Origin of the sequence: Actinacidiphila glaucinigra (assembly GCF_900188405.1) — a bacterium.
Classification (GTDB): domain Bacteria; phylum Actinomycetota; class Actinomycetes; order Streptomycetales; family Streptomycetaceae; genus Actinacidiphila; species Actinacidiphila glaucinigra.
The window spans coordinates 21,894-44,598 of sequence record NZ_FZOF01000014.1 but is presented as its reverse complement, the minus strand read 5'-3'; the positions used below and the strand labels follow the sequence as shown (position 1 = coordinate 44,598).

The 22,705-nt window shown below is 73.2% G+C and carries 23 protein-coding genes and 1 tRNA gene; 14 read left to right on the top strand and 10 right to left on the bottom strand.

Going from position 1 to position 22,705, the window contains the following annotated elements; genetic code table 11:
- Nucleotides 1-119 precede the first annotated feature (119 nt).
- The gene (gene fahA, locus CHF15_RS25250) at nt 120-1,373 is read right to left on the bottom strand and encodes a fumarylacetoacetase (RefSeq protein WP_089226173.1); all 1,254 of its coding nucleotides are present in this window, start codon (nt 1,371-1,373) and stop codon (nt 120-122) included.
- A gap of 229 nt (nt 1,374-1,602) precedes the next feature.
- Here fahA and CHF15_RS25245 point away from each other — a divergent pair, with 229 nt between their 5' ends.
- Nucleotides 1,603-2,892, top strand: a complete 1,290-nt coding sequence (locus CHF15_RS25245; protein WP_089226172.1) for a chloride channel protein — start codon at nt 1,603-1,605, stop codon at nt 2,890-2,892.
- Nucleotides 2,893-3,124: 232 nt separating this feature from the next.
- Here CHF15_RS25245 and CHF15_RS25240 read toward each other — a convergent pair whose 3' ends face one another.
- On the bottom strand, nt 3,125-4,525 hold the full coding sequence (locus tag CHF15_RS25240; RefSeq protein WP_089226171.1) for a DUF2252 domain-containing protein: 1,401 nt from the start codon (nt 4,523-4,525) through the stop codon (nt 3,125-3,127).
- 201 nt (nt 4,526-4,726) lie between these two features.
- Here CHF15_RS25240 and CHF15_RS25235 point away from each other — a divergent pair, with 201 nt between their 5' ends.
- Together CHF15_RS25235 and CHF15_RS25230 are read left to right on the top strand one after the other, a co-directional pair.
- Nucleotides 4,727-5,371 carry a GAP family protein gene (locus CHF15_RS25235; RefSeq protein ID WP_089226170.1) on the top strand — a complete coding sequence of 215 codons (645 nt, stop codon included), beginning with the start codon at nt 4,727-4,729 and terminating at the stop codon, nt 5,369-5,371.
- Nucleotides 5,372-5,515: 144 nt separating this feature from the next.
- Nucleotides 5,516-5,938, top strand: coding sequence for a DUF6325 family protein (locus tag CHF15_RS25230; protein WP_089226286.1), 423 nt, complete (start codon nt 5,516-5,518; stop codon nt 5,936-5,938).
- Nucleotides 5,939-5,948: 10 nt separating this feature from the next.
- Here the strand turns inward: CHF15_RS25230 and CHF15_RS25225 are convergent, their stop codons facing one another.
- Nucleotides 5,949-6,302, bottom strand: coding sequence for a hypothetical protein (locus tag CHF15_RS25225; RefSeq protein WP_089226169.1), 354 nt, complete (start codon nt 6,300-6,302; stop codon nt 5,949-5,951).
- Nucleotides 6,303-6,615: 313 nt separating this feature from the next.
- Between CHF15_RS25225 and CHF15_RS25220 the strand changes: the two genes are divergently transcribed.
- On the top strand, nt 6,616-6,927 hold the full coding sequence (locus CHF15_RS25220) for an SHOCT domain-containing protein (RefSeq protein WP_089226168.1): 312 nt from the start codon (nt 6,616-6,618) through the stop codon (nt 6,925-6,927).
- A gap of 119 nt (nt 6,928-7,046) precedes the next feature.
- On the opposite strand, the gene CHF15_RS25215 is transcribed toward CHF15_RS25220, so the two are convergent.
- Nucleotides 7,047-7,134 (bottom strand) — tRNA-Leu (locus CHF15_RS25215).
- Nucleotides 7,135-7,307: 173 nt separating this feature from the next.
- Between CHF15_RS25215 and CHF15_RS25210 the strand changes: the two genes are divergently transcribed.
- The 3 genes from CHF15_RS25210 to CHF15_RS46610 all read left to right on the top strand — a co-directional run bounded on the left by CHF15_RS25210 (nt 7,308) and on the right by CHF15_RS46610 (nt 10,104).
- On the top strand, nt 7,308-8,636 hold the full coding sequence (locus CHF15_RS25210; protein ID WP_089226167.1) for a M20/M25/M40 family metallo-hydrolase: 1,329 nt from the start codon (nt 7,308-7,310) through the stop codon (nt 8,634-8,636).
- Nucleotides 8,637-8,777: 141 nt separating this feature from the next.
- Nucleotides 8,778-9,011 (top strand): chaplin, encoded by a 234-nt coding sequence (locus CHF15_RS25205; protein WP_018559022.1) that lies wholly within the window; start codon nt 8,778-8,780, stop codon nt 9,009-9,011.
- Between the two features lie 190 nt (nt 9,012-9,201).
- On the top strand, nt 9,202-10,104 hold the full coding sequence (locus CHF15_RS46610; protein ID WP_089226166.1) for a chaplin: 903 nt from the start codon (nt 9,202-9,204) through the stop codon (nt 10,102-10,104).
- Between the two features lie 70 nt (nt 10,105-10,174).
- Here CHF15_RS46610 and CHF15_RS25195 read toward each other — a convergent pair whose 3' ends face one another.
- Nucleotides 10,175-10,363, bottom strand: a complete 189-nt coding sequence (locus tag CHF15_RS25195) for a DUF5703 family protein (protein WP_026250995.1) — start codon at nt 10,361-10,363, stop codon at nt 10,175-10,177.
- 47 nt (nt 10,364-10,410) lie between these two features.
- On the opposite strand from CHF15_RS25195, the gene CHF15_RS25190 reads away from it, so the two are divergent.
- The gene (locus CHF15_RS25190; protein WP_089226165.1) at nt 10,411-11,028 is read left to right on the top strand and encodes a hypothetical protein; all 618 of its coding nucleotides are present in this window, start codon (nt 10,411-10,413) and stop codon (nt 11,026-11,028) included.
- A gap of 61 nt (nt 11,029-11,089) precedes the next feature.
- Here the strand turns inward: CHF15_RS25190 and CHF15_RS25185 are convergent, their stop codons facing one another.
- Together CHF15_RS25185 and CHF15_RS25180 are read right to left on the bottom strand one after the other, a co-directional pair.
- Entirely contained in the window at nt 11,090-13,099 is a 2,010-nt protein-coding gene (locus tag CHF15_RS25185) for a helix-hairpin-helix domain-containing protein (protein WP_089226164.1), read from the bottom strand.
- A 40-nt stretch (nt 13,100-13,139) separates the two neighbouring features.
- Nucleotides 13,140-14,120 carry an aldo/keto reductase gene (locus tag CHF15_RS25180; RefSeq protein WP_089226163.1) on the bottom strand — a complete coding sequence of 327 codons (981 nt, stop codon included), beginning with the start codon at nt 14,118-14,120 and terminating at the stop codon, nt 13,140-13,142.
- A gap of 126 nt (nt 14,121-14,246) precedes the next feature.
- Between CHF15_RS25180 and CHF15_RS25175 the strand changes: the two genes are divergently transcribed.
- Nucleotides 14,247-15,299: an LLM class F420-dependent oxidoreductase gene (locus CHF15_RS25175; protein WP_089226162.1), complete on the top strand. Its 1,053-nt coding sequence runs from the start codon at nt 14,247-14,249 to the stop codon at nt 15,297-15,299.
- 44 nt (nt 15,300-15,343) lie between these two features.
- On the opposite strand, the gene CHF15_RS25170 is transcribed toward CHF15_RS25175, so the two are convergent.
- Nucleotides 15,344-15,949, bottom strand: coding sequence for a hypothetical protein (locus CHF15_RS25170; protein ID WP_089226161.1), 606 nt, complete (start codon nt 15,947-15,949; stop codon nt 15,344-15,346).
- A 274-nt stretch (nt 15,950-16,223) separates the two neighbouring features.
- On the opposite strand from CHF15_RS25170, the gene CHF15_RS25165 reads away from it, so the two are divergent.
- Complete coding sequence (locus CHF15_RS25165; protein ID WP_089226160.1) at nt 16,224-17,012, top strand: hypothetical protein; 789 nt, start codon at nt 16,224-16,226, stop codon at nt 17,010-17,012.
- 67 nt (nt 17,013-17,079) lie between these two features.
- Here CHF15_RS25165 and corA read toward each other — a convergent pair whose 3' ends face one another.
- Nucleotides 17,080-18,081: a magnesium/cobalt transporter CorA gene (corA, locus tag CHF15_RS25160; protein ID WP_089226159.1), complete on the bottom strand. Its 1,002-nt coding sequence runs from the start codon at nt 18,079-18,081 to the stop codon at nt 17,080-17,082.
- Nucleotides 18,082-18,145: 64 nt separating this feature from the next.
- On the opposite strand from corA, the gene CHF15_RS25155 reads away from it, so the two are divergent.
- The 4 genes from CHF15_RS25155 (at nt 18,146) to mshC (ending at nt 21,594) form a co-directional block, all read left to right on the top strand.
- Nucleotides 18,146-18,844: a histidine phosphatase family protein gene (locus CHF15_RS25155; protein WP_089226285.1), complete on the top strand. Its 699-nt coding sequence runs from the start codon at nt 18,146-18,148 to the stop codon at nt 18,842-18,844.
- 58 nt (nt 18,845-18,902) lie between these two features.
- Nucleotides 18,903-19,499 carry a DUF3090 domain-containing protein gene (locus tag CHF15_RS25150; RefSeq protein WP_078619872.1) on the top strand — a complete coding sequence of 199 codons (597 nt, stop codon included), beginning with the start codon at nt 18,903-18,905 and terminating at the stop codon, nt 19,497-19,499.
- Nucleotides 19,457-20,293, top strand: coding sequence for an SCO1664 family protein (locus CHF15_RS25145; protein WP_089226158.1), 837 nt, complete (start codon nt 19,457-19,459; stop codon nt 20,291-20,293). The genes CHF15_RS25150 and CHF15_RS25145 overlap by 43 nt, the downstream gene beginning before the upstream one ends.
- Nucleotides 20,294-20,364: 71 nt before the next feature.
- The gene (mshC, locus tag CHF15_RS25140; RefSeq protein ID WP_089226157.1) at nt 20,365-21,594 is read left to right on the top strand and encodes a cysteine--1-D-myo-inosityl 2-amino-2-deoxy-alpha-D-glucopyranoside ligase; all 1,230 of its coding nucleotides are present in this window, start codon (nt 20,365-20,367) and stop codon (nt 21,592-21,594) included.
- Between the two features lie 141 nt (nt 21,595-21,735).
- On the opposite strand, the gene CHF15_RS25135 is transcribed toward mshC, so the two are convergent.
- The gene (locus tag CHF15_RS25135; RefSeq protein WP_089226156.1) at nt 21,736-22,674 is read right to left on the bottom strand and encodes a PAC2 family protein; all 939 of its coding nucleotides are present in this window, start codon (nt 22,672-22,674) and stop codon (nt 21,736-21,738) included.
- Between the last annotated feature and the right edge of the window lie 31 nt (nt 22,675-22,705).

The window sequence follows — 22,705 nt, the reverse complement described above, 5'->3', positions numbered from 1 at the left end:
GGTGCGGGCGTGCGTACCCACCCGCGCGACGGCGCGGCGCGCCGTGGCCGGACGCCGCGCCGTCAGGCGTAGGAGATCACGCCGAACCGGGACTCGGACAGACCCGTGAGCAGGTCAATTCACACGAGTACCGGGCCCGCCACCACCCGGCCCGCGACCTCGCCGAAGCCGATGCGGGTGCCGTCCGGCCCCGGGGCGGTCGCCGAGATGACGAGCTCGTCACCGTCCTCCAGGAACGTCCGCTTCGTGCCGTCCGCCAGTACGAGCGGCTCCTCGCCGTTCCACGTCAGCTCGATCAGCGCGCCCCGCTGCTCGCGCTTCGGGCCGCTGACGGTGCCCGAGGCGAAGAGGTCGCCCGCCCGCAACGAGGCGCCGTTGACGGTCATGTGGGTGAGCATCTGGGCGTACGTCCAGTACATGGTGGAGAACGGCGGACGGGAGACGACCTCGCCCCTCAGCCGGACCTCCACGGCGATGTCGAGCCCGCGCGGCGGCGTCCCGGTGTCCCGGTCGTCCAGGTAGGGCTGGATCCCCACGTCGTGCGGCGGTGGGTCGACGCGCGCCGCCGACAGCGCGTCGAGCGGCACGATCCACGGGGAGACGGAGGTCGCGAAGGACTTCCCGAGGAACGGGCCGAGCGGCACCGTCTCCCAGGCCTGGATGTCGCGGGCGGACCAGTCGTTGAGCAGGCAGACCCCGAAGACGTGCTCCTCGGCCTCCGCCAGCGGCACCGGCTCGCCCTGCGCCGTCGGGCCGCCGACGACGAAGCCGAGCTCGGCCTCGAAGTCCAGCCGTTCGCACGGCCCGAAGGACGGGGCGGACAGGCCGGCGCCCCTGCGTTGCCCGTTGGGGCGGACCACCGGCGTCCCCGAGACGACGATCGTGCCGCTGCGGCCGTGGTAACCGATCGGCAGATGCTTCCAGTTGGGGGGCAGCGGCTCCCCGTCAGGCCGGAAGATCCGGCCGACGTTGGTGGCGTGGTGCTCCGAGGCGTAGAAGTCGACGTAGTCGGCGACGTCGAAGGCGAGATGCAGCGTGACGGAGTCCCGCGGCAGCAGGTGCGGCTCGACGGCCGCCCGGTGGGCCTCGTCGGTGAGCCACGCGGTGATCAGCGACCGTACCGCCGTCCAGGCGGAACGCCCCGCCGTCAGCAGCGGGTTGAGCGTCGGAGCCGTCAGCAGCCCGGCCTCCGGCCCGGCCGTTCCCGCTCCGGCGGCGCGGGCGGCGGCGCCCGCGTCGAGCACGTGGTCTCCGATCGCGACGCCGATCCGGCGCTCCTGCGGCCGGTCCGCGGTGGTGAAGACCCCGTACGGCAGATTGTGGACGCCGAAGGGGGAGTCGTCCGGCACGGCGACCCAGGTGGGGGCGGCCATGGCACCTCCAGATACGTCGGGGCCGCGCTTCCTCGCGCGGTCGGCTCACCCTAACGTCCAGCGTGGCCTGCGCCTCCGTGCGGCCCCGCGTCGGTAGTCTCGCCGGACATCACCCGTTCCGCCCCATTCGCGAGCGAGGAGGCCGGCGATCAGCCACCCCGGGAGCCAGCCCCAGGAAGCCGACCAGCTGCGCGACATACTGCGCCGTCCGGGGTACCGCAGGACGCTCGTGTTCTCCGCGGTGATCGGCATCCCGGTGTCCTTCCTGGCCTTCTGGTTCCTCGTCGCGCTGCACGAACTGGAGCGGCTGCTGTGGCAGGTGCTGCCGGGGCAGTTCGGCTGGCAGACGCCTCCGTGGTGGTGGCCGCTGCCGCTGCTCACCCTCGCCGGTGCGATCGTCGGCCTGGTCGTCACCCGCCTGCCCGGCCGCGGCGGCCACGTCCCGGCGGGCGGTCTGCACACCGGAGGGCTCACCCCCTCCGCCCTGCCCGGCGTGGTCCTCGCCGCCCTGGCGGCACTGCCGCTGGGCGCGGTGCTCGGCCCGGAGGCCCCGCTCATCGCCTTCGGCGGCGGACTGGCGCTGCTCTTCCGCGACCTGGTCCGCACGCCGGCGACCCCGCAGGGCAACGCCCTGGTGGGCGCGGCCGGTTCCGCGGCGGCGATCGCCACGATCTTCGGCAACCCGGTGGTGGCCGGGGTACTCCTGATGGAGGTGGCCGGGGTCGGCGGGCCGCAGCTGTTCGCCGTGATGCTGCCGGCCCTGCTCGCCAGCGGCGTGGGCGACATCGTGTTCACCGGCTTCGGCCGCTGGACGGGACTGAAGACGTCCCACCTCGACATCGGCCTGCCCCGCCCGCCCACGCTCGACGCGGGCGACGTGGTGTGGGGCGTGCTCCTCGCCCTCGTGGTCGGGATGGCCGTGCACCTCGTCGTCACCGGCGGCAAGGCCGCAGCGGTGTTCGTCTCCCGCCGGCCGCTGCCGCACACCGTGCTCTGCGCGCTCGCCGCCGGCGCCTGCGCCGCCGTGTACGCGCTGGCCACCGGCCGCACACCGGAGGAGGTCGCCTCCTCCGGGCAGACGGCACTGGCGCAGATGGCCGCCGACCCGCACCTCTGGCCGGCCGGCGCCCTGGTCGCGGTGCTGCTGTGCAAGGGCGCCGGCTACGCGCTGTGCCTGGGCAGCCTGCGCGGCGGCCCGATCTTCCCCTCGCTCTTCCTCGGCGGCGCCGCGGGGCTGCTGGCCGCCCCGCTGCCCGGCTTCGGGGTCGTACCGGCGATGGCGGCGGGCATGGCGGCGGCCACCGCCGCCGCGATGCGCCTGCCGGTGAGCAGCGTGGTGCTCGTGGTGCTCCTGCTCGGCAACATCGAGTCGGTGCCGGTCGTGGTGCTCGCGGTGGTCGTCGCCTTCGTGGCGGCCGAACTGCTGCCCCAGGGCCCGGACATCCCGCCCCTGCCGCCGCTCGGCGGCGGGCGTCCGCCGGCCGGGCGGACGCCTCGTCCCGCGTCGTCACGGCCGTGACGGGCGCCGGACCCGTGAACTCCGCGGTCCCTCGGCCGGGGTGGGCCCCGTCGCCCCCGTCGGCACGAACCCGCACCCCACCGTCCTTCGGCTCGCCCACGAGGCCGGGACCGGGACGGGGACCGGGACCCGCCAGGTCACCCCGCCCGTCGTCGAGCACAACCCGCCGACCAAGGAGACGCCCGGCGAGTCCGACCGACGACGGCCGGCCGGCAGCGCCGCCGCGCGGGCCTCAGGCGCTCTCCGCCCGGAGGCGTCCGCCGCGGACGGCCTCCACGAGCGCCCGGTGGTCCCGCTCGTTCTGGTCCGCGTACGCCTCGGCGAACCCGGCGACCGCCCGGTCGAAGACGTCCGAACCCCCCAGGTAGGCGGCGATCGCGATGCGGTCCCCGGACCGCGCGTGCGCCCGGGCCAGCGTGGCGCCGCACACCTCACCGAAGAGCGTCATCGTGCCGGGGGTCAGGTTCTCGGCCACCACGATGCCCTTCCAGTCACGCAACTGCCGTACGTAGAAGTCGCGCTGGCGCCCGTCGACGCCGTACAGGTGCTCCCAGCCGAGGAAGATGTCGCTGGTCGCCTGCATCAGGCGCTGCCCGGCGACCACCCGCTCGCCCTGCGAACGGTGCGGGCCCGGCCCCGCGTACGGCGCAAGGACCGACTCCTCGGCCTCCTTCGCCTGCAGGAACAGCGGATCCTCGTCGTCCTTGCCGAGCAGGAGCAGGATCCAGCAGCGGGTCCCCACACTGCCGACCCCGACGACCTTGCGGGCGCAGTCGGCAAGCCGGTACTGGTCCAGCAGGAAGCGCCGGTCGGGCTGCAGGGTGTGGCCGTACCGTTCGACGAGCCGGGCGATCTCCTTCTCCAGGGAGGCGCGGGCGTCGCCGTCGAGCAGGTCGCGCAGCGGCACCAGCAGCGGGGGATCGGGGGCGATCAGACGTCTGCCGCCGATCACCCGCGTCAGCTTGTCGAAGGCCTGCAGCGTGTCGTGCGCACGGGCCCGGGCCCGGGCACGCTCCCAGCGCACCACGTCCTCGCCGCCCATCATCGGGGCGAACTGCTGCTGCAACTGGTCCGCCTCGAAACGGGTGTACCAGACCTGCAGGTTGCCCATCCCCGCGAAGCCGCGCATCCGGCGGCGGTAGGCACCGACGGCAGCCCGCACCACCCCCGCGCGCTCGGACGCCGAGAAACCGTTCGCGCGCCCCGCGATGACCAGACTGGCGGCCAGGCGCTTGACGTCCCACTCCCAGGGGCCCGGCAGGGTCTCGTCGAAGTCGTTGATGTCGAACATCAGCCGCCGCTCCGGCGAGGCCAGCAGCCGGAAGTTCAGCATGTGCGCGTCCCCGCACAGCTGGGCCCGCAGCCCCGAGCGGGGCGTGTGCGCCAGGTCCCCGGCCATGACCGCGGCCGCCCCGCGGTAGAAGCGGAACGGCGACTCGATCATGCGGCCGTAGCGGATCGGCACCAGCTCAGGCACGCGCCGCGCCGACTGCTCCGCCACGACGTCCACGGGATCGGCCCGGTCCGCCGCGGGCTCGTACCCGGCGTGCGCGGAACGCGGCGCCTTCTTGCGGGCCGCCTTGCCGTGCGCGGCACGTTCCCCGGGGGATCTCCACCGGGCGTCCACGGTCATCGCGGTCACCGTCCTCCGGGCCGCTCGGCCCCGCCTGGAGTGAGCGGGTGCGCCGGCCACCTCAAACGTAAGCCCGGCCCATGGGCCCGGCGAGTCGGACCCGGGGCCGTGGAGTTGTGCCCGCGGGCGGCCCCGGTGACCATGACCGCATGGACGCGGCCGGCCGTTCCTCCGTGCCCCCGACCCCCGGCGGGGGCGGCGATGGTCCTTGACCTCGTCCTGATCGGGCTGGCCGTCACCCTGTTCCCGTTCCCGCTGATGGCGTTCGTGCTGGTGCTGAGCACCCGCGGCGGCGTGTGGAAGGGCCTGGCCTTCATCGTGGCCTGGCTGGCCTGCCTGGTCGCCGTCGTCGCGGCGGTGCTGCTGCTGACCGGGGGCGAGCCGCCGGAGCCGAAGTCCTCCCCCTCGACGGCCGCCCTCGCCGGCAAACTCGCCGTCGGCGTCGGGCTGGTGGGCTACGCCGAGCACCGCAGGCGCCGCGCGGCGCGTCCCCACCGGCCGTCCCGGATGACGAACCGCCTGGAGCGGGTCTCGGCCTGGTCGTCCGCGGGCCTCGCGGTGCTCCTCCAGCCATGGGGCCTGGTCGCGGCGGGCGCCGCGACCGTCGTCGAGGCCGACCTGTCCCACCTCGAGTCCTATCTGGCGCTGCTGGCCTACTGCCTGATCGCCAGCTCCAGCCTGCTGGCGATGGAGGTCTACGCCCTCTTCGCCCCGCGCTCCGCCCGCGTCCGGCTGCTCGCCCTGCGCACCTGGCTCGACGGCCACCAGGACCAGGCGATCATCGGCCTGTGCCTGGTCATCGGGCTGGTGCTGGTCTCCAAGAGCCTGTACCAGCTCACCGCCTGAGCCCGAGGGCGCGCGGCGCCTGGCGGCACGTCAGCTCCCGGGCGGGGCCCGGGCCGAGGTGCGCCGGCCCCGTCCCGGTGGTCCAATGGCACGGGGGATCGAGCGGGGGAAGGGAGCAGTGCCGTGAGCGACCCAATCGACGAGATGGGCCCCATCGACTACGTGGTGATCGAGTTCCCCGGCAACCGCATGACCGGCGAGGCCTTCCCCCTCCTGCTCGACCTGGTGGACCGCGGGCTCATCCGCGTCCTCGACCTGACCTTCGTCCGCAAGGACGCGGACGGGAGCATCGCCGGCCTGGAGATCGCCGACCTCACCGCCGAGGGACTCGGTGAACTCGAGGTGTTCCAGGGCGCTTCCTCCGGGCTGCTCGGCGAGGACGACCTCGAGGACGCCGCCGCCGTCCTCGAACCGGGCAGCTCCGCCGCCGTCCTGGTCTACGAGAACCTGTGGGCCGCGCCCCTCGCGGTCGCGGTGCGCCGGGGCGGGGGCAGGCTCGTCGCCAGCGGCCGGATCCCCGTGCAGGCCGTGCTGGCCTCCCTGGACGCCGGCGAGCCCGGGCCTTGATGACCTCCGGTCAGGCGTTGCCGCCGACGACGGTGAAGCTCATCCACGGCTCGGCGTCGGGCATGCCGGGGTTGCTGGTCTTCGTCGCCAGGTAGTAGCTCTCCGTGCCCTCCAGGTTCTTGCAGCCGGGGCCGGTGTGCAGGATCACGTCGTTGAGCGTGTTGTTGGCGACGGACCTGGCGCCCGTGGGGGGCAGCTGGTGGCAGCCGTCCACCGAGGGGCTGTCGAGCTGGACCACCTTGTTGTCGGGGGTGGTGTACACCAACGAGCCCACCGCCTTGGGCGTCAGGCCGGAGCAGCCCGCGGCGCCGAGCAGAAGGAACAGGGCGCCGGCGCGGATGCCGTGCCGCCGGAGATCTGCCATGGTGAGCGTCCTCGTCTGTGCGGAGAGCGGTGCGAAGGCAACGCTGCCCCGAAGCGCCGGACCTGTCATGCCGGGCGCGACCAGTCGGCTCAATCGCCCGTCACCCCCTCCCGCTCGCGGTGGTCCCTCCCGGTGCCCGGGCTCGCGCCCGTCACCAGGGCTTCCCGGTCATCGGGAAGGGGCACGCGAACGTCGGCGCTCCCTCACGGACGGCCCGGCCGGACGGAGCGACGCACCGGCCCCGGCACGGCGTGCGGCACGCCCGGCAGGGTGGTCGAATGGAGGCCCAGGAGCCACCGGAAGGGACGGCATCATGCCCGGTCTACTGCGTGGAGCGGTACGCACGGCCGTCGTCGCGGGCACGGCCACCGCGGTCTCACAACGTGTGGCGCGACGGCAGCAGGGCCGATGGGCCCAGCAGGACTACGGACAGGCCCCGGTCCAGGAGCCCGCGCCCGCCCCGCCGCCCGCCAGCGTGCCTCCCGCCGCCCCGCCTCCGCCCGCCCCCACGGGCGACATGGCGGGCAAGCTGGAGCAGCTCAAGCAGCTCGGAGAACTGAAGGAGCAGGGAATCCTCACCGAGGAGGAGTTCCAGACGCAGAAACGCGCCATCCTCGGCGGCTGACGGCCCCGCCACCGGAAGCGGAAGCGAAAGCCGAAGCCGGCGGAGGACGCGAAGACGCCACAAACGCCTGTGGGCGGCACCCGCCGGTCTCCCGGTCGTGCCGCCCACAGGCGTCTGCATGGTGTCCGAGGGGGGACTTGAACCCCCACGCCCGATAAAGGGCACTAGCACCTCAAGCTAGCGCGTCTGCCATTCCGCCACCCGGACAAGGTGTTCGCCGCCCGGCACTCGGCCCGGCGACGTGGAAAACAATAGCAAACATCCGGAGGTCCCCGATCACACGCTTCCCGTGGCGGGAACGTGACGGCCGCCCCGGGGCCCTCGCGGGCCGCGGAGGACGCGGGGGAGGATGGCCGGGACCGACGAACGAAGGAGTCAGCGTGAGTGAGTCGAACTCGGCCGCCCGTACGACCACCGCAGAGGACGAGGTCGTCGACCTCTGCCGGGACCTCATCCGGATCGACACCAGCAACTACGGCGACCACTCCGGGCCGGGTGAGCGGGCCGCCGCCGAGTACGTGGCGGAGAAGCTCGCCGAGGTCGGCCTGGAGCCGCAGATCTTCGAGTCGCACAAGGGGCGGGCCTCCACCGTCGCCCGCATCGCCGGCGAGGACCCCTCCCGTCCGGCCCTGCTGATCCACGGCCACACCGACGTCGTCCCCGCGAACGCCGACGACTGGACCCACCACCCCTTCTCCGGCGAGATCGCCGACGGGTGCGTGTGGGGGCGCGGCGCGGTCGACATGAAGGACATGGACGCCATGACCCTGGCCGTCGTGCGCGACATGCTGCGCAGCGGCCGCCGTCCGCCCCGCGACATCGTGCTGGCCTTCCTCGCCGACGAGGAGGCCGGCGGCGTCTACGGGGCGCGGCACCTGGTCGACCGGCACCCCGGACTCTTCGAGGGGGTGACCGAGGCCATCGGCGAGGTCGGCGGCTTCTCCTTCACCGTCAACGAGGACGTCCGCCTCTACCTGATCGAGACCGCCCAGAAGGGCATGCACTGGATGCGGCTGACCGTGGACGGCACCGCCGGCCACGGCTCGATGACCAACACCGACAACGCCATCACAGAGCTCTGCGAGGCGGTCGGCAGGCTCGGCCGGCACGAGTTCCCGGTGCGGGTGACCAAGTCCGTCCGCGGTTTCCTGGACGAGCTGGGCGACGCCCTCGGTACCGAGCTCGACCCGGAGGACATGGAGGTGACGCTCGCCAAGCTGGGCGGCATCGCGAAGATCATCGGGGCCACGCTGCGCAACACCGCCGCCCCCACGATGCTGGGCGCCGGCTACAAGGTGAACGTCATCCCCGGCCAGGCCACCGCGCACGTCGACGGGCGCTTCCTGCCCGGGCACGAGGAGGAGTTCCTGGCCGACATCGACCGGATCCTCGGCCCCCGGGTGAAGCGCGAGGACGTGCACTCCGACAAGGCGCTGGAGACCAGCTTCGACGGTGCCCTGGTCGAGGCCATGCAGGCCGCGCTGAAGGCCGAGGACCCGATCGCCCGGGCCGTGCCGTACTGCCTGTCCGGCGGGACCGACGCCAAGTCCTTCGACGACCTGGGGATCCGCTGCTTCGGATTCGCTCCGCTGCAACTGCCGCCGGAACTCGATTTCGCGGGGATGTTCCACGGCGTGGACGAGCGCGTACCGGTCGATGGACTGAAGTTCGGCGTGCGCGTTCTCGACCGTTTTCTCGCGAACTGCTGAAACGACGCTCGCATCATCGACATTTCTTGCCGCTTAGCCGAAAAGAGTGAATGAATCCCGGCGGCAGTAGCGCGCCTCCTCCCTGGTCGTTGGTTCGTGTGCGGTCCGAGGTTGGGGCCGTTTTGCCAACAAGGAGGAAAAATGATCAAGAAGGTCGTCGCTGCTGCCGCTGTCACCGGAGGGCTCGTGGCTGCGGGTGCCGGCGTGGCCGTCGCCGACTCCGGCGCTCAGGCCGCCGCTGTCGGTTCCCCGGGGGTCCTCTCCGGCAATGTGATCCAGGTGCCCGTCAACATCCCGGTCAACCTGTGCGGCAACACGATCAACATCGTGGGGCTGCTGAACCCGGCCCTGGGCAACGCCTGCTTCAACAACTGACGCCGCGGCGGGCCGCACTGCTGCAGGCCTGATCCCGGCGGCCCCGGATGCGCCGTCTTCGCGTTCCGGGGCCGCCGCACCGGCTAGGGGTGGGACACCGGTTATCCGGCCCCGGGGGGTCATTCATTCCCCCGGCGGGCGATAGTCCGCCGGTTTCCGTATCGGAAAAAGCAAGAGGCAGGGACATTCAATGCGACAAGTCGCGAAAAAGGGGCTGCTCACGGCAGTCGCGACAGGCGGCGTGCTCGCCGTCACCGGCGGCATGGCCTACGCGGACTCCCACGCGTCCGGGGTCGCCGCCGGTTCACCGGGCGTTCTGTCCGGCAACACCATCCAGGCGCCGGTGAACATTCCGATCAACGCCTGCGGTAACACCGTCAACGTGGTCGGGCTCCTCAACCCGGCGGCGGGCAACACCTGCGTCAACGGCTCCATCGACCACGGCAAGGGCCACGGCTACGGCCAGGGCAAGGGCTACGGGAAGAAGGAGAGCGGCGGCTACGGCGGCAAGTCCGGCGGCAGCTACCGCGACAAGGACGGCGGCAAGGGTGGCTACGGCGGCGGCAAGGGCTACGGCCAGGGCGGCAGCAAGGGCTACGGCGGCGGTAAGGGCGGCGGCAAGGGCTACGGCGACGACGGCTACGGTCACAGCGGTGGCGGCGCCTCCGCGCGTGCCGCGGCGGTCGGCTCCCCGGGCGTTCTGTCCGGCAACGTGATCCAGGCGCCGATCAACATCCCGGTCAACGTCTGCGGCAACACCATCGACGTCATCGGGATCCTGAACCCGGCGGCGGGCAACACCTGCGCCAACACCGGTGGTGGCTACCACCACGGGGGCAAGGGTCACCACCACAAGCCCGGGAAGCACGGCAACCACCACAAGCCGGGCAAGGAGAACGGCGGCGGTGGCGGCGGTGGCGGTAACGGCGGTGGCGGTAACGGCGGCGGCAACCAGCCGCAGTCGATGGGCCACGGCGGTCCGTCCCTCGCCCGCACGGGTGCCGGTGACATCGCCACGGGTCTGCTGACCAGCGCCGGTCTCCTGCTGGGCGGCGCGGTGCTCTTCCGCCGCGCCCGCGCAGTCAAGAACTGAGCGTCACGGTCTCACCCCTTCGAGCGGGGCCCCGCGTTTCGCGGGGCCCCGTTCCGCGTACGGGGCGATCTCACCAGGTGGCGCGTATCTGCCGGATGATCCGGCGGCGCAGCCGTACCCGGCGGCTGCCGTCCGGGTAGAGGCGGAGCCGGTCGAGCTCCCAGTGACCGTACTCCGCGTGGTCGGTCAGCAGGCGTTGGGCCTCCTTGCGGGAGACTCCCCGGGGCACGTACACATCTCTGAATTCGTATTCAGGCATCGCATCTATTGTGCGGGGAACGCCTCGGTACGGATAGCGTCTTCTGCATGTCTGATGCCGCGCAGCCCACCGTTGCCGAGGTACGAGCCGCCGTCGAGGCGGTGAAAGCCGCGCTGGACCGCCACCTGGCCGCGATCGAGAACCGCACCGGGGAGGACGATCCCGCGGTCTACGGGGCCTTCGAAGCTCTCGCCTCGGCTGCCGAGGCCTACGACGAGCTGCTCTACGACACCTATGACGAGGTCACGCCCTTCGAGGTGCCGCTCGGGGACACCCTCCCCGAGTACTCCGGGCCCGAGGAACCGGGCGCGATCAGTGTCCTGATCCGCCGGGACTACACGGTGGCCGACCCGCAGCGGCTGCGCCGCCAGGCGGAACGGGTCTCCGACTCCGCCACGGCCGAAGGCGGCGGCGACGTCGGCGCGGCGGTGGGTGCCCTCTTCGGGGAGTACGAGCCCGACGAGATCGCCGAGCGCCACAAGGAGTTCGGTCTGGAGGAGGGCGACTCCACGCTCTGGGTCACCGCGGCGGGGCCCGCGGAGCCGGGCGAGTGGCTCGCCGCGCCCTTCGACCAGGCGGACCCGCGGCATCTGCTCTGCCGCTTCGACGTCAGCGCGGTCTACGACGAAGAGGCCGACGCCGACGAGCTGGACCGCATGGCCTGATCCGGCGCCGGCGCGGCCTCGCCGCGGGCCAGGGGGAGCAGCCCCCGGCCCGCGCCGTGGATCACTCCGCCGCGGCGGCGGCCGCCTGCTCGCGCAGGATGTCGCGCAGGCGGGTGGTCCGGTCCCGGGCGGGGACCTCCGCCACGACCCGGGGCAGCGCCTGCTCGATGCCCTGCACCACGGACAGATGGCGCTCCCCGCGGCTGAACGCGGTGTAGACCCAGGCCCGGGTCAGGGCCTGTGCGGAGTCCCCCGGCAGGACCACGACCGCGGCCGGCCAGCGGCGGCCCGCCGCCTGGTGCGCCGTGACGGCCCAGCCGTGCCGCACCTCGGCGGCCACGGCGTCCGGCGCGACCACCACGGGCGTACCCCCGCAGTCGAGCCGCAGCCCCTGCGCGTCGGCGGAGACGACGGTGCCCGGCACGGCCGTCCCGGCGGCCGGGGCGTACATGATCCGGTCACCCGGGTCGAAGCCGCCGAAGCGGCCGGGCCCGCGGTTGAGACGCTCCTTGAGCGCGGCGTTGAGTGCCCGGGTGCCGGCGGCACCGCCGTGGCCCGGGGTGATCACCTGGGTGTGCTCCGGGGGCACCCCGATGACACGGGGCACGGAGTCCGCGACGAGCTGGACCGTACGGTGCACGGCCTCGCCGGCGTCCCGCACCGGGACGATCACGACCTCCTTCCCGGGGGCGTCGACCTCGGCCAGCTCGCCGAAGCCGATCCCGGAGACCAGCTCGCCGACCGGGCCGGGGTCGGGCGTGCGCGAGGCGACCTGCGGGCACACCTTCGCCGCCAGCAGGTCGGCGAAGACCCGGCCGGGCCCGGGGGACCACAGCACCGCCGGGTCGCCGGAGAGCACCAGGCGCGCCCCGTCGGGCACGGACTCGACCAGGGTCGCGGCGGTCTCCACGTCGAGCTGGGGCGCGTCCAGCACCGCCAGCAGATCCAGCGCCAGTGCGCCGTCCTCGTCCCGCCCGGGGCCCTCGTGGCCCGAGAGCAGCCCGGCGAGGGTGGCTGTCGCATCCGCGTCCACGGCACCGGCCAGCCGCCGCCTGCCGTCCTCGGTGGCCGCCACGGCCCAGGCCCGCAGTCCCAGGGAGCGGGCGGCCGCCACCAGCGCCGCCGGTTCCTCCCGGGCCGCCTCCGCGCCGGTGTGGGCGACCAGCCCGCTCCCGGCGGCGGCGCGGACCAGCGCGGCGGCGGAGGGGGACGGGGCCGCGCCGGCCGCGCCCTCCCAGTCCTGCGAGCCGTCCGCGTCGAAGGTGTTGAGGAGCCTGCTCAGGCCGTCCGCGAGGCTCTCCTCGGCCAGCGCGAAGCGGTCAAGACCGAGGAGCAGCCGCACCGGGGCCTCCTCGTCCTCGTCGTCGGCCGCCGTACGGGCGCCGGCGCTCTCGTCCGGCACATGGAAGACCAGCACCAGGCCGTCCGCGACGGCGGCCTTCAGGGTCTCCTCGGCGTCGGCGACCCCGTTCTGCCCGAGCGCCGCGCCGAGCGTGCCCCACTCGAGCGCGGTGTGGCCCCGCTCGGCGGCCCGCTCCAGCAGCCAGACGACCAGCGCGCGCACGCGCCGCTCGTCGCCGGGGCCGCCCTCGCCGCCGAGCAGCGTCTTGGCGAAGCCGTCGGCCTGCTCCACCCGGATCCCGGCGAGCGCCAGGATCTGCCACGGATCCTCGCGCAGCGCGTCCCCGGCCCGCTCGCCAAGTGCCTCCACGGCGGCCTCGGCCAGGCTCTCCGGGGCCCCGCCCGCCGCGAGCACCGTCCGCGCGGCCGCCACGGCGTCCCCGCTGAGCTGCGCGGGCAGCGACGGCCGCGCCACGGGCGCCGGCGCCGGCGCGGGGGAGGGGGCGGCCGCGGGCCGCGCGGGCCCGCCGCGCTTCACGGGCGCCGCGGGGCGCTCCCCGCGCTCGATGGCCCGCACCGCCGCGGCCAGGTCCGTGAGTTCGGCGGGGAGCTGCGAACCGACGCCCTCGGTCGACGGCCGGGGCCGCCGGGGAGCCGCGGTCTCCTCGCCGGCGGTCTCCTCCGGCTCGGCGCGGTCCTCGCGGTCGCGGTCTTCGCGGTCCTCGGTCACGGTGGCCTCCGTTGTACGGCGGACTACGGTCGGGGCCCGATCACAGCGTGCTCCAGTCGTGGTCCGGATAGCGGTGCACCGGCGCAGAGACGTCGTCCAGCGCCTGGCAGATCTCATCCGGAAGACTAAGGGTCTCCACCGACAACGCCGCCGCGAGCTGCCTGGCGTTGCGCGCCCCGACGATCGGCGCGGTGACGCCGGGGCGGTCCCGCACCCAGGCGAGGGCCACCTCCAGCGGGCTGGCGGCCAGCCCGTCGGCCGCTATGGCCAGCGCGTCCACGATGAGCCGGGCCGTCTCGTCGAGGTAGGGGGCGACGAAGGGCGCCATGTCCTCGGAGCCGCCGCGGGAGTCCTGGGGGGTCCCGTGCCGGTACTTGCCGGTCAGCACCCCGCGTCCCAGCGGGGAGGAGGGCAGCAGCCCCACCCCCAGGTCCAGCGCGGCGGGCAGCACCTCGCGCTCGATGCCGCGCTGCAGCAGCGAGTACTCCATCTGCGTGCTGGCCAGCGGCGTGCGCGCCGGCAGGGCCTGCTGCCAGGTGGCGGCCTTGGCCAGCTGCCAGCCGCAGAAGTTGGACACGCCGACGTAGCGGGCCCGGCCGGAGCTCACGGCGAGGTCGAGGGCTTGCAGCGTCTCGTCCAGCGGGGTGGTCGTGTCGTACGCGTGCACCTGCCACAGGTCGACGTAGTCCGTGCCGAGCCGCTGCAGGGAGGCGTCCAGGGCGGTCAGCAGATGGCCGCGCGAGGCGTCGAAGCGGCGGTAGGGGTCGGGGACGCTCCCGGCCTTGGTGGCGATCACCAGGTCCGAGCGCGGCACCAGGTCCTCCACCAGCCGGCCGAGGAGGTACTCGGCGCCGCCGTCCCCGTACACGTCGGCGGTGTCCACGAGCGTGCCCCCGGCCTCCCAGAAGGCCTTGAGCTGGTCGGCGGCGTCGAGTTCGCCGGTGTCGCGCCCCCACGTCAGCGTGCCGAGCCCGAGCCTGGACACGCGCAGTCCCGTACGGCCGAGGTGCCTTTGCTCCATGAGGGGTGAGATTACTGGTCGTCCGGGAGCTTTGGGCAGGAGTGACGTACCCGACAGGCGCCGGCGCGCGCCCGGAGCGATAGGGTCCGGGGAACAAGGACGTTACTCATCGGTAAGGGGATCGCCATGCGGCTCGGGATCAACCTCGGCTACTGGGGCGCCGGGATGGACGCCGACAACCTCGCCGTGGCGCAGGAGGCGGACCGCCTCGGCTACTCCGTGTGCTGGGCGGCCGAGGCCTACGGTTCGGACGCGCCCACCGTGCTGTCCTGGGTCGCCGCGCAGACCGAGCGCATCGACGTCGGTTCGGCCATCTTCCAGATCCCGGCCCGTACGCCCGCGATGACGGCGATGACCGCCGCCACCCTCGACTCCCTGTCCGGCGGCCGCTTCCGGCTGGGCCTGGGCGTCTCCGGCCCGCAGGTCTCCGAGGGCTGGTACGGCGTCACATTCGACAAGCCGCTGGCCCGTACGCGCGAGTACGTCGAGATCGTCCGCAAGGCGATGTCCCGGGAGCGGCTGAGCCACGAGGGCGAGCACTGGACGCTGCCGCTGCCCGGCGGCCCCGGCAAGGCGCTGAAGCTGACGGTGCACCCGGTGCGCGAGCGCATCCCGCTGTACATCGCCGCGATCGGCCCGAAGAACCTGGAGCAGACCGGCGAGATCGCCGACGGCGCGCTGCTGATCTTCCCCTCCGCCGCCCACCTGGAGGACACCGCGCTCCGCCACATCCGGGCGGGCCGCGAGAAGGCCGGGAAGACCATGGAGGGCTTCGACGTCTGCCCGACGGTGCCGCTCGCGGTCGGCGAGGACATCGACGCGCTGGCCGACATCTTCCGTCCCTACACGGCCCTTTACGTGGGCGGCATGGGCAGCCGCAGCCAGAACTTCTACAACCGGCTCGCGCAGCGCATGGGGTACGAGAAGGAGGCCGCCGAGGTCCAGGACAAGTACCTGTCCGGCGACAAGGACGGCGCCGCCGCCGCGATCCCGCGCGAACTCATCGACTCCACCACCCTGCTGGGCTCGGTGGAGCGGATCGCGGACCGGATGCAGGCCTACGCGGCGGCCGGTGTCACCACGCTGACGCTGGCCCCGGCCGGGTTCACCCTGGACGAGCGGGTCGCCGCACTGCGCGCGGGTGTCGAGGCGCTGGAGCGCGCCGGACTCGCGCAGTAGCCGGACCGCCGCGGCGGCGGAGGGCCTTCGGCGCCGGTCCCGGCTCAGCCCGGGACCAGGCGCCCCATCATCCGTCCGAAGGCGATCAGTCGCGCTATCTGGCCGGCCCCGCCGTCGTCGAGGGACTTGCTGAAGCGGAAGGACTCCGGGCGGAAGCGGGCAGAGGCGATCGTGCCGTCGGCGTCCCCGCGCACCGCGCTCATTTCGTGCGGCATGGCGGTGGCCAGCACCACGTACACCCCGCGGTCGATCCGCCGGCCCTGCTCGTCGCGGCCCACCAGGGTGCGCATGCCGACGTGGCCGATCGCCTCCAGAGGCAGCACCTGCACGGAGGAGTCGACCACCCGACCGCCCGGTGCGTCCTCGTCGGCGACCTCCTCGCTGTGCCACAGGACGAGCCGCCGCCCGTCGCAGACCGCGGCCTCCTGCCACACCGAGGTGCCGGCCTCCGTCAGGTCGACGACGCGTTCGAGGGTGAAACCGCGGACCCGCCGCCGGCCCAGGACGCCGTCGATCGCCTCGAGGGCCACATCGGCGTGGAGGAAGTAGGCGCGTGCCGCGTCGTCAAGGCGTGGGTAAGGGGCCCAGTCCGATCCCGCCGGGCCTCCGGGGCGTGCCGTCGTCCGGCTGCGCGTCGCCTTGCTGAACATGTCTTGGTCGTAACCCCTCCGAGGGGCTATGAAATCACGGGCACTTCGGCCGGCGGCGGGGCCCCTCGGTTTCCGCGGCCGTGGTGGGGGCTCGGGGGTCTTCCCCGCCACGGCCGTCACCAAACACAACGCCCGGACGCCCCAGGGGTTACGTCTCCGCTTCCGTACGGCCCTCATCCGTTCGGCCGAGTTGACGCCCGGGCCTGTTGCCTCATGCTTTGCGGGCGACTTGACTCGTCTTTTGCGTATGCCCGATTCGCGCAGGAGGTACGGCATGCTCTCCGCCCGGAGTCTGTTCCAGGAGATCCTCGACAACGACGACTCCTTCCGGCTGTTCTGCTCGATCGCCGCCAGCGGTGAGTCGCAGGGCGGCTGGGAGAACGGCAGGATCGCCGCGCTGGTCCCCGAGTCCCAGCGTGAACTGGCCCCCAAGATCGCCCGGCACGGCGCCGACGAGGACAAGCACGGCCGGATCTTCCACGCCCTGATGCGCAAGCGCGGCCTCGAACCCGTCCCGGTCCCCCCGGAGACCGACTACACCATGCTCCTCGAGCGCGGCGGCATCGGCCTCGCCCACGACAAGCTGCGCCGCGACGAGCCCCTGACCGTGCGGGACGTCGTCACCTACCTCGCCCACAGCCGGGTCACCGAACAGCGCGCCTCCGAGCAGATGGCCCTGCTCACCAAGCACTTCGCCGGCCACGCCGACATCGGCAGGGCGGTCCGCATGATCTCCGCCGACGAGGACAACCACCTCGCCTACTGCCACGAGGAACTGCTGAGGTTCGCCGAGGCCGGCCACGGCGCCGACATCGAGCGCGTCCTGCGCGAGTGCGCCCGCGCCGAGATCCGCATCTACCGCGACGTCAGCCTCGCCGTCATGGACCACATGGGCCGGATCCTCGGCTGGTCCGGGGCGAAGGCCGCGGTGCTGCGGGCCGGCATCCACGGGGTCCACGCGTACGAACGCCTGGGCGGCTGGCGGCGGATGGTCAGGCTCGTCATGCCCCAGCGCCGCGACGCCCTCGGTGGCCCCGAACCCGCGGCGGAACCGGCGGTCTGAGCGGTCCGGCCGGTCCGGGCGGTCTCCCGGCCCCGCGCCCGCGTCCCGCGAGCGGCCGGGAGACCGTTCAGAGCCAGCCGTGCCGTTTGAACATCCGGTACAGCAGGATCTCGGACACGGCGATGACCGCCAGGACCGCGGGATAGCCCCATACCTGGTGGAGTTCGGGCATGTAGCGGAAGTTCATGCCGTAGATGCCCGCGATCATGGTGGGCACCGCCGCCATGGCGGCCCACGACGAGATCTTGCGCATGTCGTCGTTCTGCCGCACCCCCACCTGGGTCAGATGGGAGCTCAGCACATCGCTGAGCAGCCGGTCGAGGCTGTCCACCAGCTCGCTGGCCCGGGTCAGGTGGTCGGCCACGTCGCGGAAGAAGGGCTGTGTGCCGGCCGCCACATGCGGCACCGTGCCCGCCGAGAGCCGGATCATCGGCTGCATCAGCGGCGCGGTCGCCCGCCGGAACTCCAGCAGCTGGCGCTTGAACCCGTAGATCCGGCTCGCCGTGCTCTCGGCGCCCCGGCGCGCGACGGACCTGCGGCCCTCCGGGGCGAAGACCTCCGTCTCCAGGTCCTCCAGGTCGGCCTGGAGATCGGCCGCGACCACCATGTAGTCGTCCACGACGGTGTCGCTGATGGCGTACATCACCGCGGTCGGCCCGTGCTTGAGGACCTCGTGCTCCGCCTCCAGGCGGTGCCGGATCTCACCCGGGGCGATCGCCTCGCCATGGCGCACGGTGACGACGAAGCCGTCCCCGACGAAGATCATCAACTCGCCCGCGGTGACCGTGTCGTGTTCGTCGTCGTACGAGACGGGCTTGAGCACCAGGAACAGCGAGCCCTCGTACACCTCCAGCTTGGGCCGCTGGTGGGCGCAGAGCGCGTCCTCCACGGCCAGTGGGTGCAGCCCGAACTCGCGGCTGACGAGGTCGAACTCCTTCTCCGTCGGCTCGTACAGGCCGATCCACACGAAACCCCCCTCCGTCGACCGCGCCGCCTCGAGCGCGTCGGAGAGGTCGTCGGGGGCGGCAGTGCGCTCCCCGTCGCGGTAAATGGCGCAGTCGACGATCACACCTGTCTTCTTCCGCGTTACGTCGGCGCCACACCGGACAACCGGTGGTCGTATGGTTGCGGTCATGCCCACCGTGATCCTGGTCCGGCACGGCCGGTCCACCGCCAACGCGGAGAAAGTGCTGGCCGGACGGCTCCCCGGAGTCGCCCTCGACGAGACCGGACGTGACCAGGCCGGCGCGCTCGCGGCCCGGCTGGCCGGACTGCCGCCCGCGGCCGTCGTCACCAGCCCCCTGCAGCGGTGCCGGGAGACCGTGCAGCCGCTGCTGGACGCACTGCCCGACGTGCCGCTCCACATCGAGGAGCGGATCTCGGAGTGCGCCTACGGCGACTGGAGCGGCCGCAAGATCGCCGAGCTGGCCGACGAGCCGCTGTGGGGTGTCGTCCAGCGCTACCCCTCGGCCGCGGTGTTCCCCGGCGAGGGAGGCGAGTCGGTTCGCGCCATGCAGGCCCGCGCGGTGGACGCGGTGCGCGAGTGGAACGCCCGCATCGAGGAGAGCCACGGACCCGACGCCCTCTACGTGGTGTGCTCCCACGGCGACATCATCAAGTCCATCGTCGCCGACGCCCTCGGCATGCACCTCGACCTCTTCCAGCGCATCGCCGTCGACCCCTGCTCGGTCACCGCGATCCGCTACACCCCGGAGCGTCCCTTCCTGCTGCGGCTCGGCGACACCGGCAGCCTCGACAGCCTGCGTCCCAGGGAGCGGCCCACCGCGGCCCCGGGCGACGCGGAGGTCGGGGGCGGTGCGGGCGCACCGTGATCAGCTTCCGCAGTAGGGTGGACCGAACCCCGAAGACACCGAACTAACGGAGCAGGACGTGCCTCGTCAGGTGTTCCTCTACGACAAGCCCGAACGCTTCGTCGCCGGCACCGTGGGCCAACCGGGCCAACGCACCTTCTTCCTGCAGGCGAGCGCCGCCGGCCGGACGACCAGTGTCGCGCTGGAGAAGACCCAGGTCGAGGCACTCGCCGAGCGCATCGACGAGCTGCTGGACGAGGTCGTGCGCCGCACCGGCGGCGCCGCCCCCGTGCCCGCCGTGGCCCCCACGGAGCTGCTCGACAACAAGCCGCTCGAGGTCCCCGTCGACGAGGAGTTCCGGGTCGGCACCATGGCCCTGGCCTGGGACGGCGCCGAGGAACGGATGATCCTGGAAGCCCAGGCGCTGGTCGAGATCGAGGCGGAGGACGAGGAGGACCTCGAGGCGGCCGAGGAGATGCTCCTGCAGGACGACGAGAACGGACCCCCGCTGCTGCGGGTGCGCCTGACCGGCGCCCAGGCCCGCTCCTTCGCCAAGCGCGCCCTCGACGTCGTCGCGGCCGGCCGCCCGCCCTGCCCGCTGTGCAGCCTGCCCCTGGATCCGGAAGGACACGTATGCCCGCGTCAGAACGGGTACCGGCGGTCGGCGACGGCCTGAACGGGGACATAGCCGCCGAGCTGCTGGCGCACGGTGAACTGACCGTGCGCGGGCGGCTGCGGGACGCCTCCAACGCGGTCCTCTACTGCGCGGTCGAGCACGACGGCGTACGCGCCCACTGCGTGTACAAGCCGGTGGCAGGCGAGCGGCCGCTGTGGGACTTCCCCGACGGGACGCTCGCCCAGCGCGAGGTCGCCGCCTACCTGGTCTCCGAGGCCACCGGCTGGGGCCTGGTGCCGCCGACCGTGCTGCGGGACGGGCCGTACGGCGAGGGCATGGTGCAGCTGTGGATCGAGACCCCGGAGGAGGGCGGCGAAGGCCTCCTCGCCCTCGTCGAGGGCGAGGAACCCGGCGAGGGCTGGAAGGCGGTGGGCTTCGCCGAGGTCGGCGAGGGCCGCACCGCGCTGTTGGTGCACGCCGACGACGACCGGCTGCGCCGGCTGGCCGTCCTGGACGCCGTGATCAACAACGCCGACCGCAAGGGCGGCCACCTGCTGCCGGCCGCCGACGGGCAGCTCTACGCGATCGACCACGGCGTGACCTTCAACACGGAGAACAAGCTGCGCACCCTCCTGTGGGGCTGGGCCGGCGAACCGCTCACCGGCGAGACCGCCGAGGTCCTCGGCAAGCTCGCCGCGGAGCTCGCCGACGGGGGCCTCGGCGCCCGGCTGGCGGAACTCATCACGCCCGCCGAGCTGGACGCGCTGCGGACCCGCGTCGCCGAGCTGCTCGCCTCAGGACGTCACCCGGAGCCCTCGGGGGAGTGGCCCGCCATCCCCTGGCCGCCCATCTGAAGGTCCGGGCCCGTCGTCGCGAGCGAGCCCGCCTGTCGTTTGTGGATCACGCGGGCGGTTAATCTCATGACATGCATGCCTGGCCCGCTTCCGACGTCCCTGCCCTTCCGGGCACTGGGCGCGACCTCCGCCTCCACGACACCGCGACCGGTGGCCCGGTAACCCTGAGCCCCGGTCCGGTCGCCCGCATCTATGTGTGCGGGATCACCCCCTACGACGCCACCCACATGGGTCACGCGGCCACCTACAACGCGTTCGACCTCGTGCAGCGGGTGTGGCTCGACACGAAGCGCCAGGTCCAGTACGTCCAGAACGTCACCGACGTCGACGACCCGCTGCTGGAGCGCGCCGACAAGACCGGTGAGGACTGGACGGCCCTCGCCGAGCGCGAGACGACCCTGTTCCGCGAGGACATGACCGCCCTGCGGATGCTGCCGCCCGCCCACTACATCGGCGCGGTCGAGGCCATCCCGGGGATCGTCCCGCTGGTCGAGCGGCTGCGCCAGGCCGGCGCCGCCTACGAACTGGACGGCGACATCTACTTCCACGTCGACTCCGACCCGCACTTCGGCAGCGTCTCCCACCTGGACGCGGCCGCGATGCGCGCGCTCTCGGCCGAGCGCGGCGGCGACCCGGACCGCCCGGGCAAGAAGAACCCCGTCGACCCGATCCTGTGGCTCGCCGCCCGCGAGGGGGAGCCCAGCTGGGACGGCGGCAGCCTCGGCCGGGGCCGCCCCGGCTGGCACATCGAGTGCGTGGCCATCGCCCTGGACCACCTCGGCATGGGCTTCGACGTGCAGGGCGGCGGTTCCGACCTCGCCTTCCCGCACCACGAGATGGGCGCCTCGCACGCCCAGGTGCTCACCGGCGAGTTCCCCATGGCGAAGGCCTATGTCCACGCCGGCATGGTCGCGCTGCACGGCGAGAAGATGTCCAAGTCCAAGGGCAACCTCGTCTTCGTCTCCCAGCTGCGCCGCGACGGGGTGGACGCGGCGGCCATACGGCTCAGCCTGCTCGCCCACCACTACCGCCAGGACTGGGAGTGGACCGACGCGGTGCTCGCCGACGCGGTGGAGCGGCTGGCCCGCTGGCGCGCCGCCGTCTCGCGCCCCGACGGCCCGCCGGCCGAGGCGCTGGTGGAGGAGATCCGCGAGGCGCTCGCCGACGACCTCGACGCCCCCGCCGCGCTCACCGCCGTGGACCGCTGGGCGGCCCGGCAGGAGACCGAGGGCGGCACGGACACCGGCGCCCCCGGCCTGGTCTCCCGCGCCGTGGACGCGCTGCTGGGCGTCGCTCTCTGACACCCCCGCGGAACGGCCCGGCCGCCGCCCCCTGTGCGGGGCGGCGGCCGGGCCGTTCTGCAGGTTCCTTCGCTTCTTCGCTTTCTTCGCTTTCTTCGGTCGCTCCGGTCGCTCCGGTTCTTCGGGGCGGCGCCGCGCGGGTCACTCCCCGTCGGCGCCGTCCTCCTTCTCGTCCCGGTCGTCCTTGGGCTTCTGCGACATGTCCCGCAGGTAGGGGCCCGCGTCGGACTCGCCCGCCTGCGGGTCGCGGCGCCGCAGATAGCGCTCGAACTCGCGGGCGATGGCCTCGCCGGAGGCCTCCGGAAGCTCCGCCGTGTCGCGGGCCTCCTCCAGCGTCTGGACGTACTCGGCGACCTCGCTGTCCTCGGCCGCGAGCTGGTCCACGCCGACCTGCCAGGCGCGCGCGTCCTCCGGCAGCTCGCCGAGCGGGATGCGCAGGTCCAGCAGGTCCTCCAGACGGTTGAGCAGCGCCAGCGTCGCCTTCGGGTTCGGCGGCTGCGACACGTAGTGCGGCACGGCCGCCCACAGGCTGACCGCCGGGATGCCGGCATGGGTGCAGGCCTCCTGGAGGATGCCGACGATGCCGGTGGGGCCCTCGTAGCGGGACTCCTCCAGGTTGAGCGCGGTCGCCAGGTCCGGGTCGGAGGTGACGGCCGTGACCGGCACCGGACGGGTGTGCGGGGTGTCGCCCAGGAGGGCGCCCATCACCACCACCATCTCGATGCCGAGCTCATGGGCGTAGCCCAGGATCTCGTTGCAGAACGAGCGCCAGCGCATGCTGGGCTCGATGCCCCGTACGAGGACGAGGTCACGTGGCTTGGGGGTCTCGATGCGGATGACGGACAGCCGCGTGGTGGGCCAGGTGATCCGCCGTGTTCCGCCGTCCATCCAGACCGTGGGGCGGTTGACCTGGAAGTCGTAGTAGTCCTCGGCGTCCAGCGCGGCGAACACCTCGCCCTTGAACTCCCGGTCCAGATGCCCGACCGCGGCGGAGGCGGCGTCCCCGGCGTCGTTCCAGCCCTCGAACGCGGCCACCATGACCGGGTCGATCAGCTCGGGAACCCCCTCGAGCTCGATCACCCAGCGCCTCCTTCCGGCCGGAAGGGGGATG

Coding starts and splice junctions, on each gene's coding strand:
- fahA (WP_089226173.1), bottom strand. CDS start 1,373: ATGGCCGCCCCCACCTGGGTCGCCGTGCCGGACGACTCCCCCTTCGGC.
- CHF15_RS25240 (WP_089226171.1), bottom strand. CDS start 4,525: ATGACCGTGGACGCCCGGTGGAGATCCCCCGGGGAACGTGCCGCGCAC.
- CHF15_RS25235 (WP_089226170.1), top strand. CDS start 4,727: ATGGTCCTTGACCTCGTCCTGATCGGGCTGGCCGTCACCCTGTTCCCG.
- CHF15_RS25230 (WP_089226286.1), top strand. CDS start 5,516: ATGGGCCCCATCGACTACGTGGTGATCGAGTTCCCCGGCAACCGCATG.
- CHF15_RS25225 (WP_089226169.1), bottom strand. CDS start 6,302: ATGGCAGATCTCCGGCGGCACGGCATCCGCGCCGGCGCCCTGTTCCTT.
- CHF15_RS25220 (WP_089226168.1), top strand. CDS start 6,616: ATGCCCGGTCTACTGCGTGGAGCGGTACGCACGGCCGTCGTCGCGGGC.
- CHF15_RS25205 (WP_018559022.1), top strand. CDS start 8,778: ATGATCAAGAAGGTCGTCGCTGCTGCCGCTGTCACCGGAGGGCTCGTG.
- CHF15_RS46610 (WP_089226166.1), top strand. CDS start 9,202: ATGCGACAAGTCGCGAAAAAGGGGCTGCTCACGGCAGTCGCGACAGGC.
- CHF15_RS25195 (WP_026250995.1), bottom strand. CDS start 10,363: ATGCCTGAATACGAATTCAGAGATGTGTACGTGCCCCGGGGAGTCTCC.
- CHF15_RS25190 (WP_089226165.1), top strand. CDS start 10,411: ATGTCTGATGCCGCGCAGCCCACCGTTGCCGAGGTACGAGCCGCCGTC.
- CHF15_RS25180 (WP_089226163.1), bottom strand. CDS start 14,120: ATGGAGCAAAGGCACCTCGGCCGTACGGGACTGCGCGTGTCCAGGCTC.
- CHF15_RS25175 (WP_089226162.1), top strand. CDS start 14,247: ATGCGGCTCGGGATCAACCTCGGCTACTGGGGCGCCGGGATGGACGCC.
- CHF15_RS25170 (WP_089226161.1), bottom strand. CDS start 15,949: ATGTTCAGCAAGGCGACGCGCAGCCGGACGACGGCACGCCCCGGAGGC.
- CHF15_RS25165 (WP_089226160.1), top strand. CDS start 16,224: ATGCTCTCCGCCCGGAGTCTGTTCCAGGAGATCCTCGACAACGACGAC.
- CHF15_RS25155 (WP_089226285.1), top strand. CDS start 18,146: ATGCCCACCGTGATCCTGGTCCGGCACGGCCGGTCCACCGCCAACGCG.
- CHF15_RS25145 (WP_089226158.1), top strand. CDS start 19,457: ATGCCCGCGTCAGAACGGGTACCGGCGGTCGGCGACGGCCTGAACGGG.
- mshC (WP_089226157.1), top strand. CDS start 20,365: ATGCATGCCTGGCCCGCTTCCGACGTCCCTGCCCTTCCGGGCACTGGG.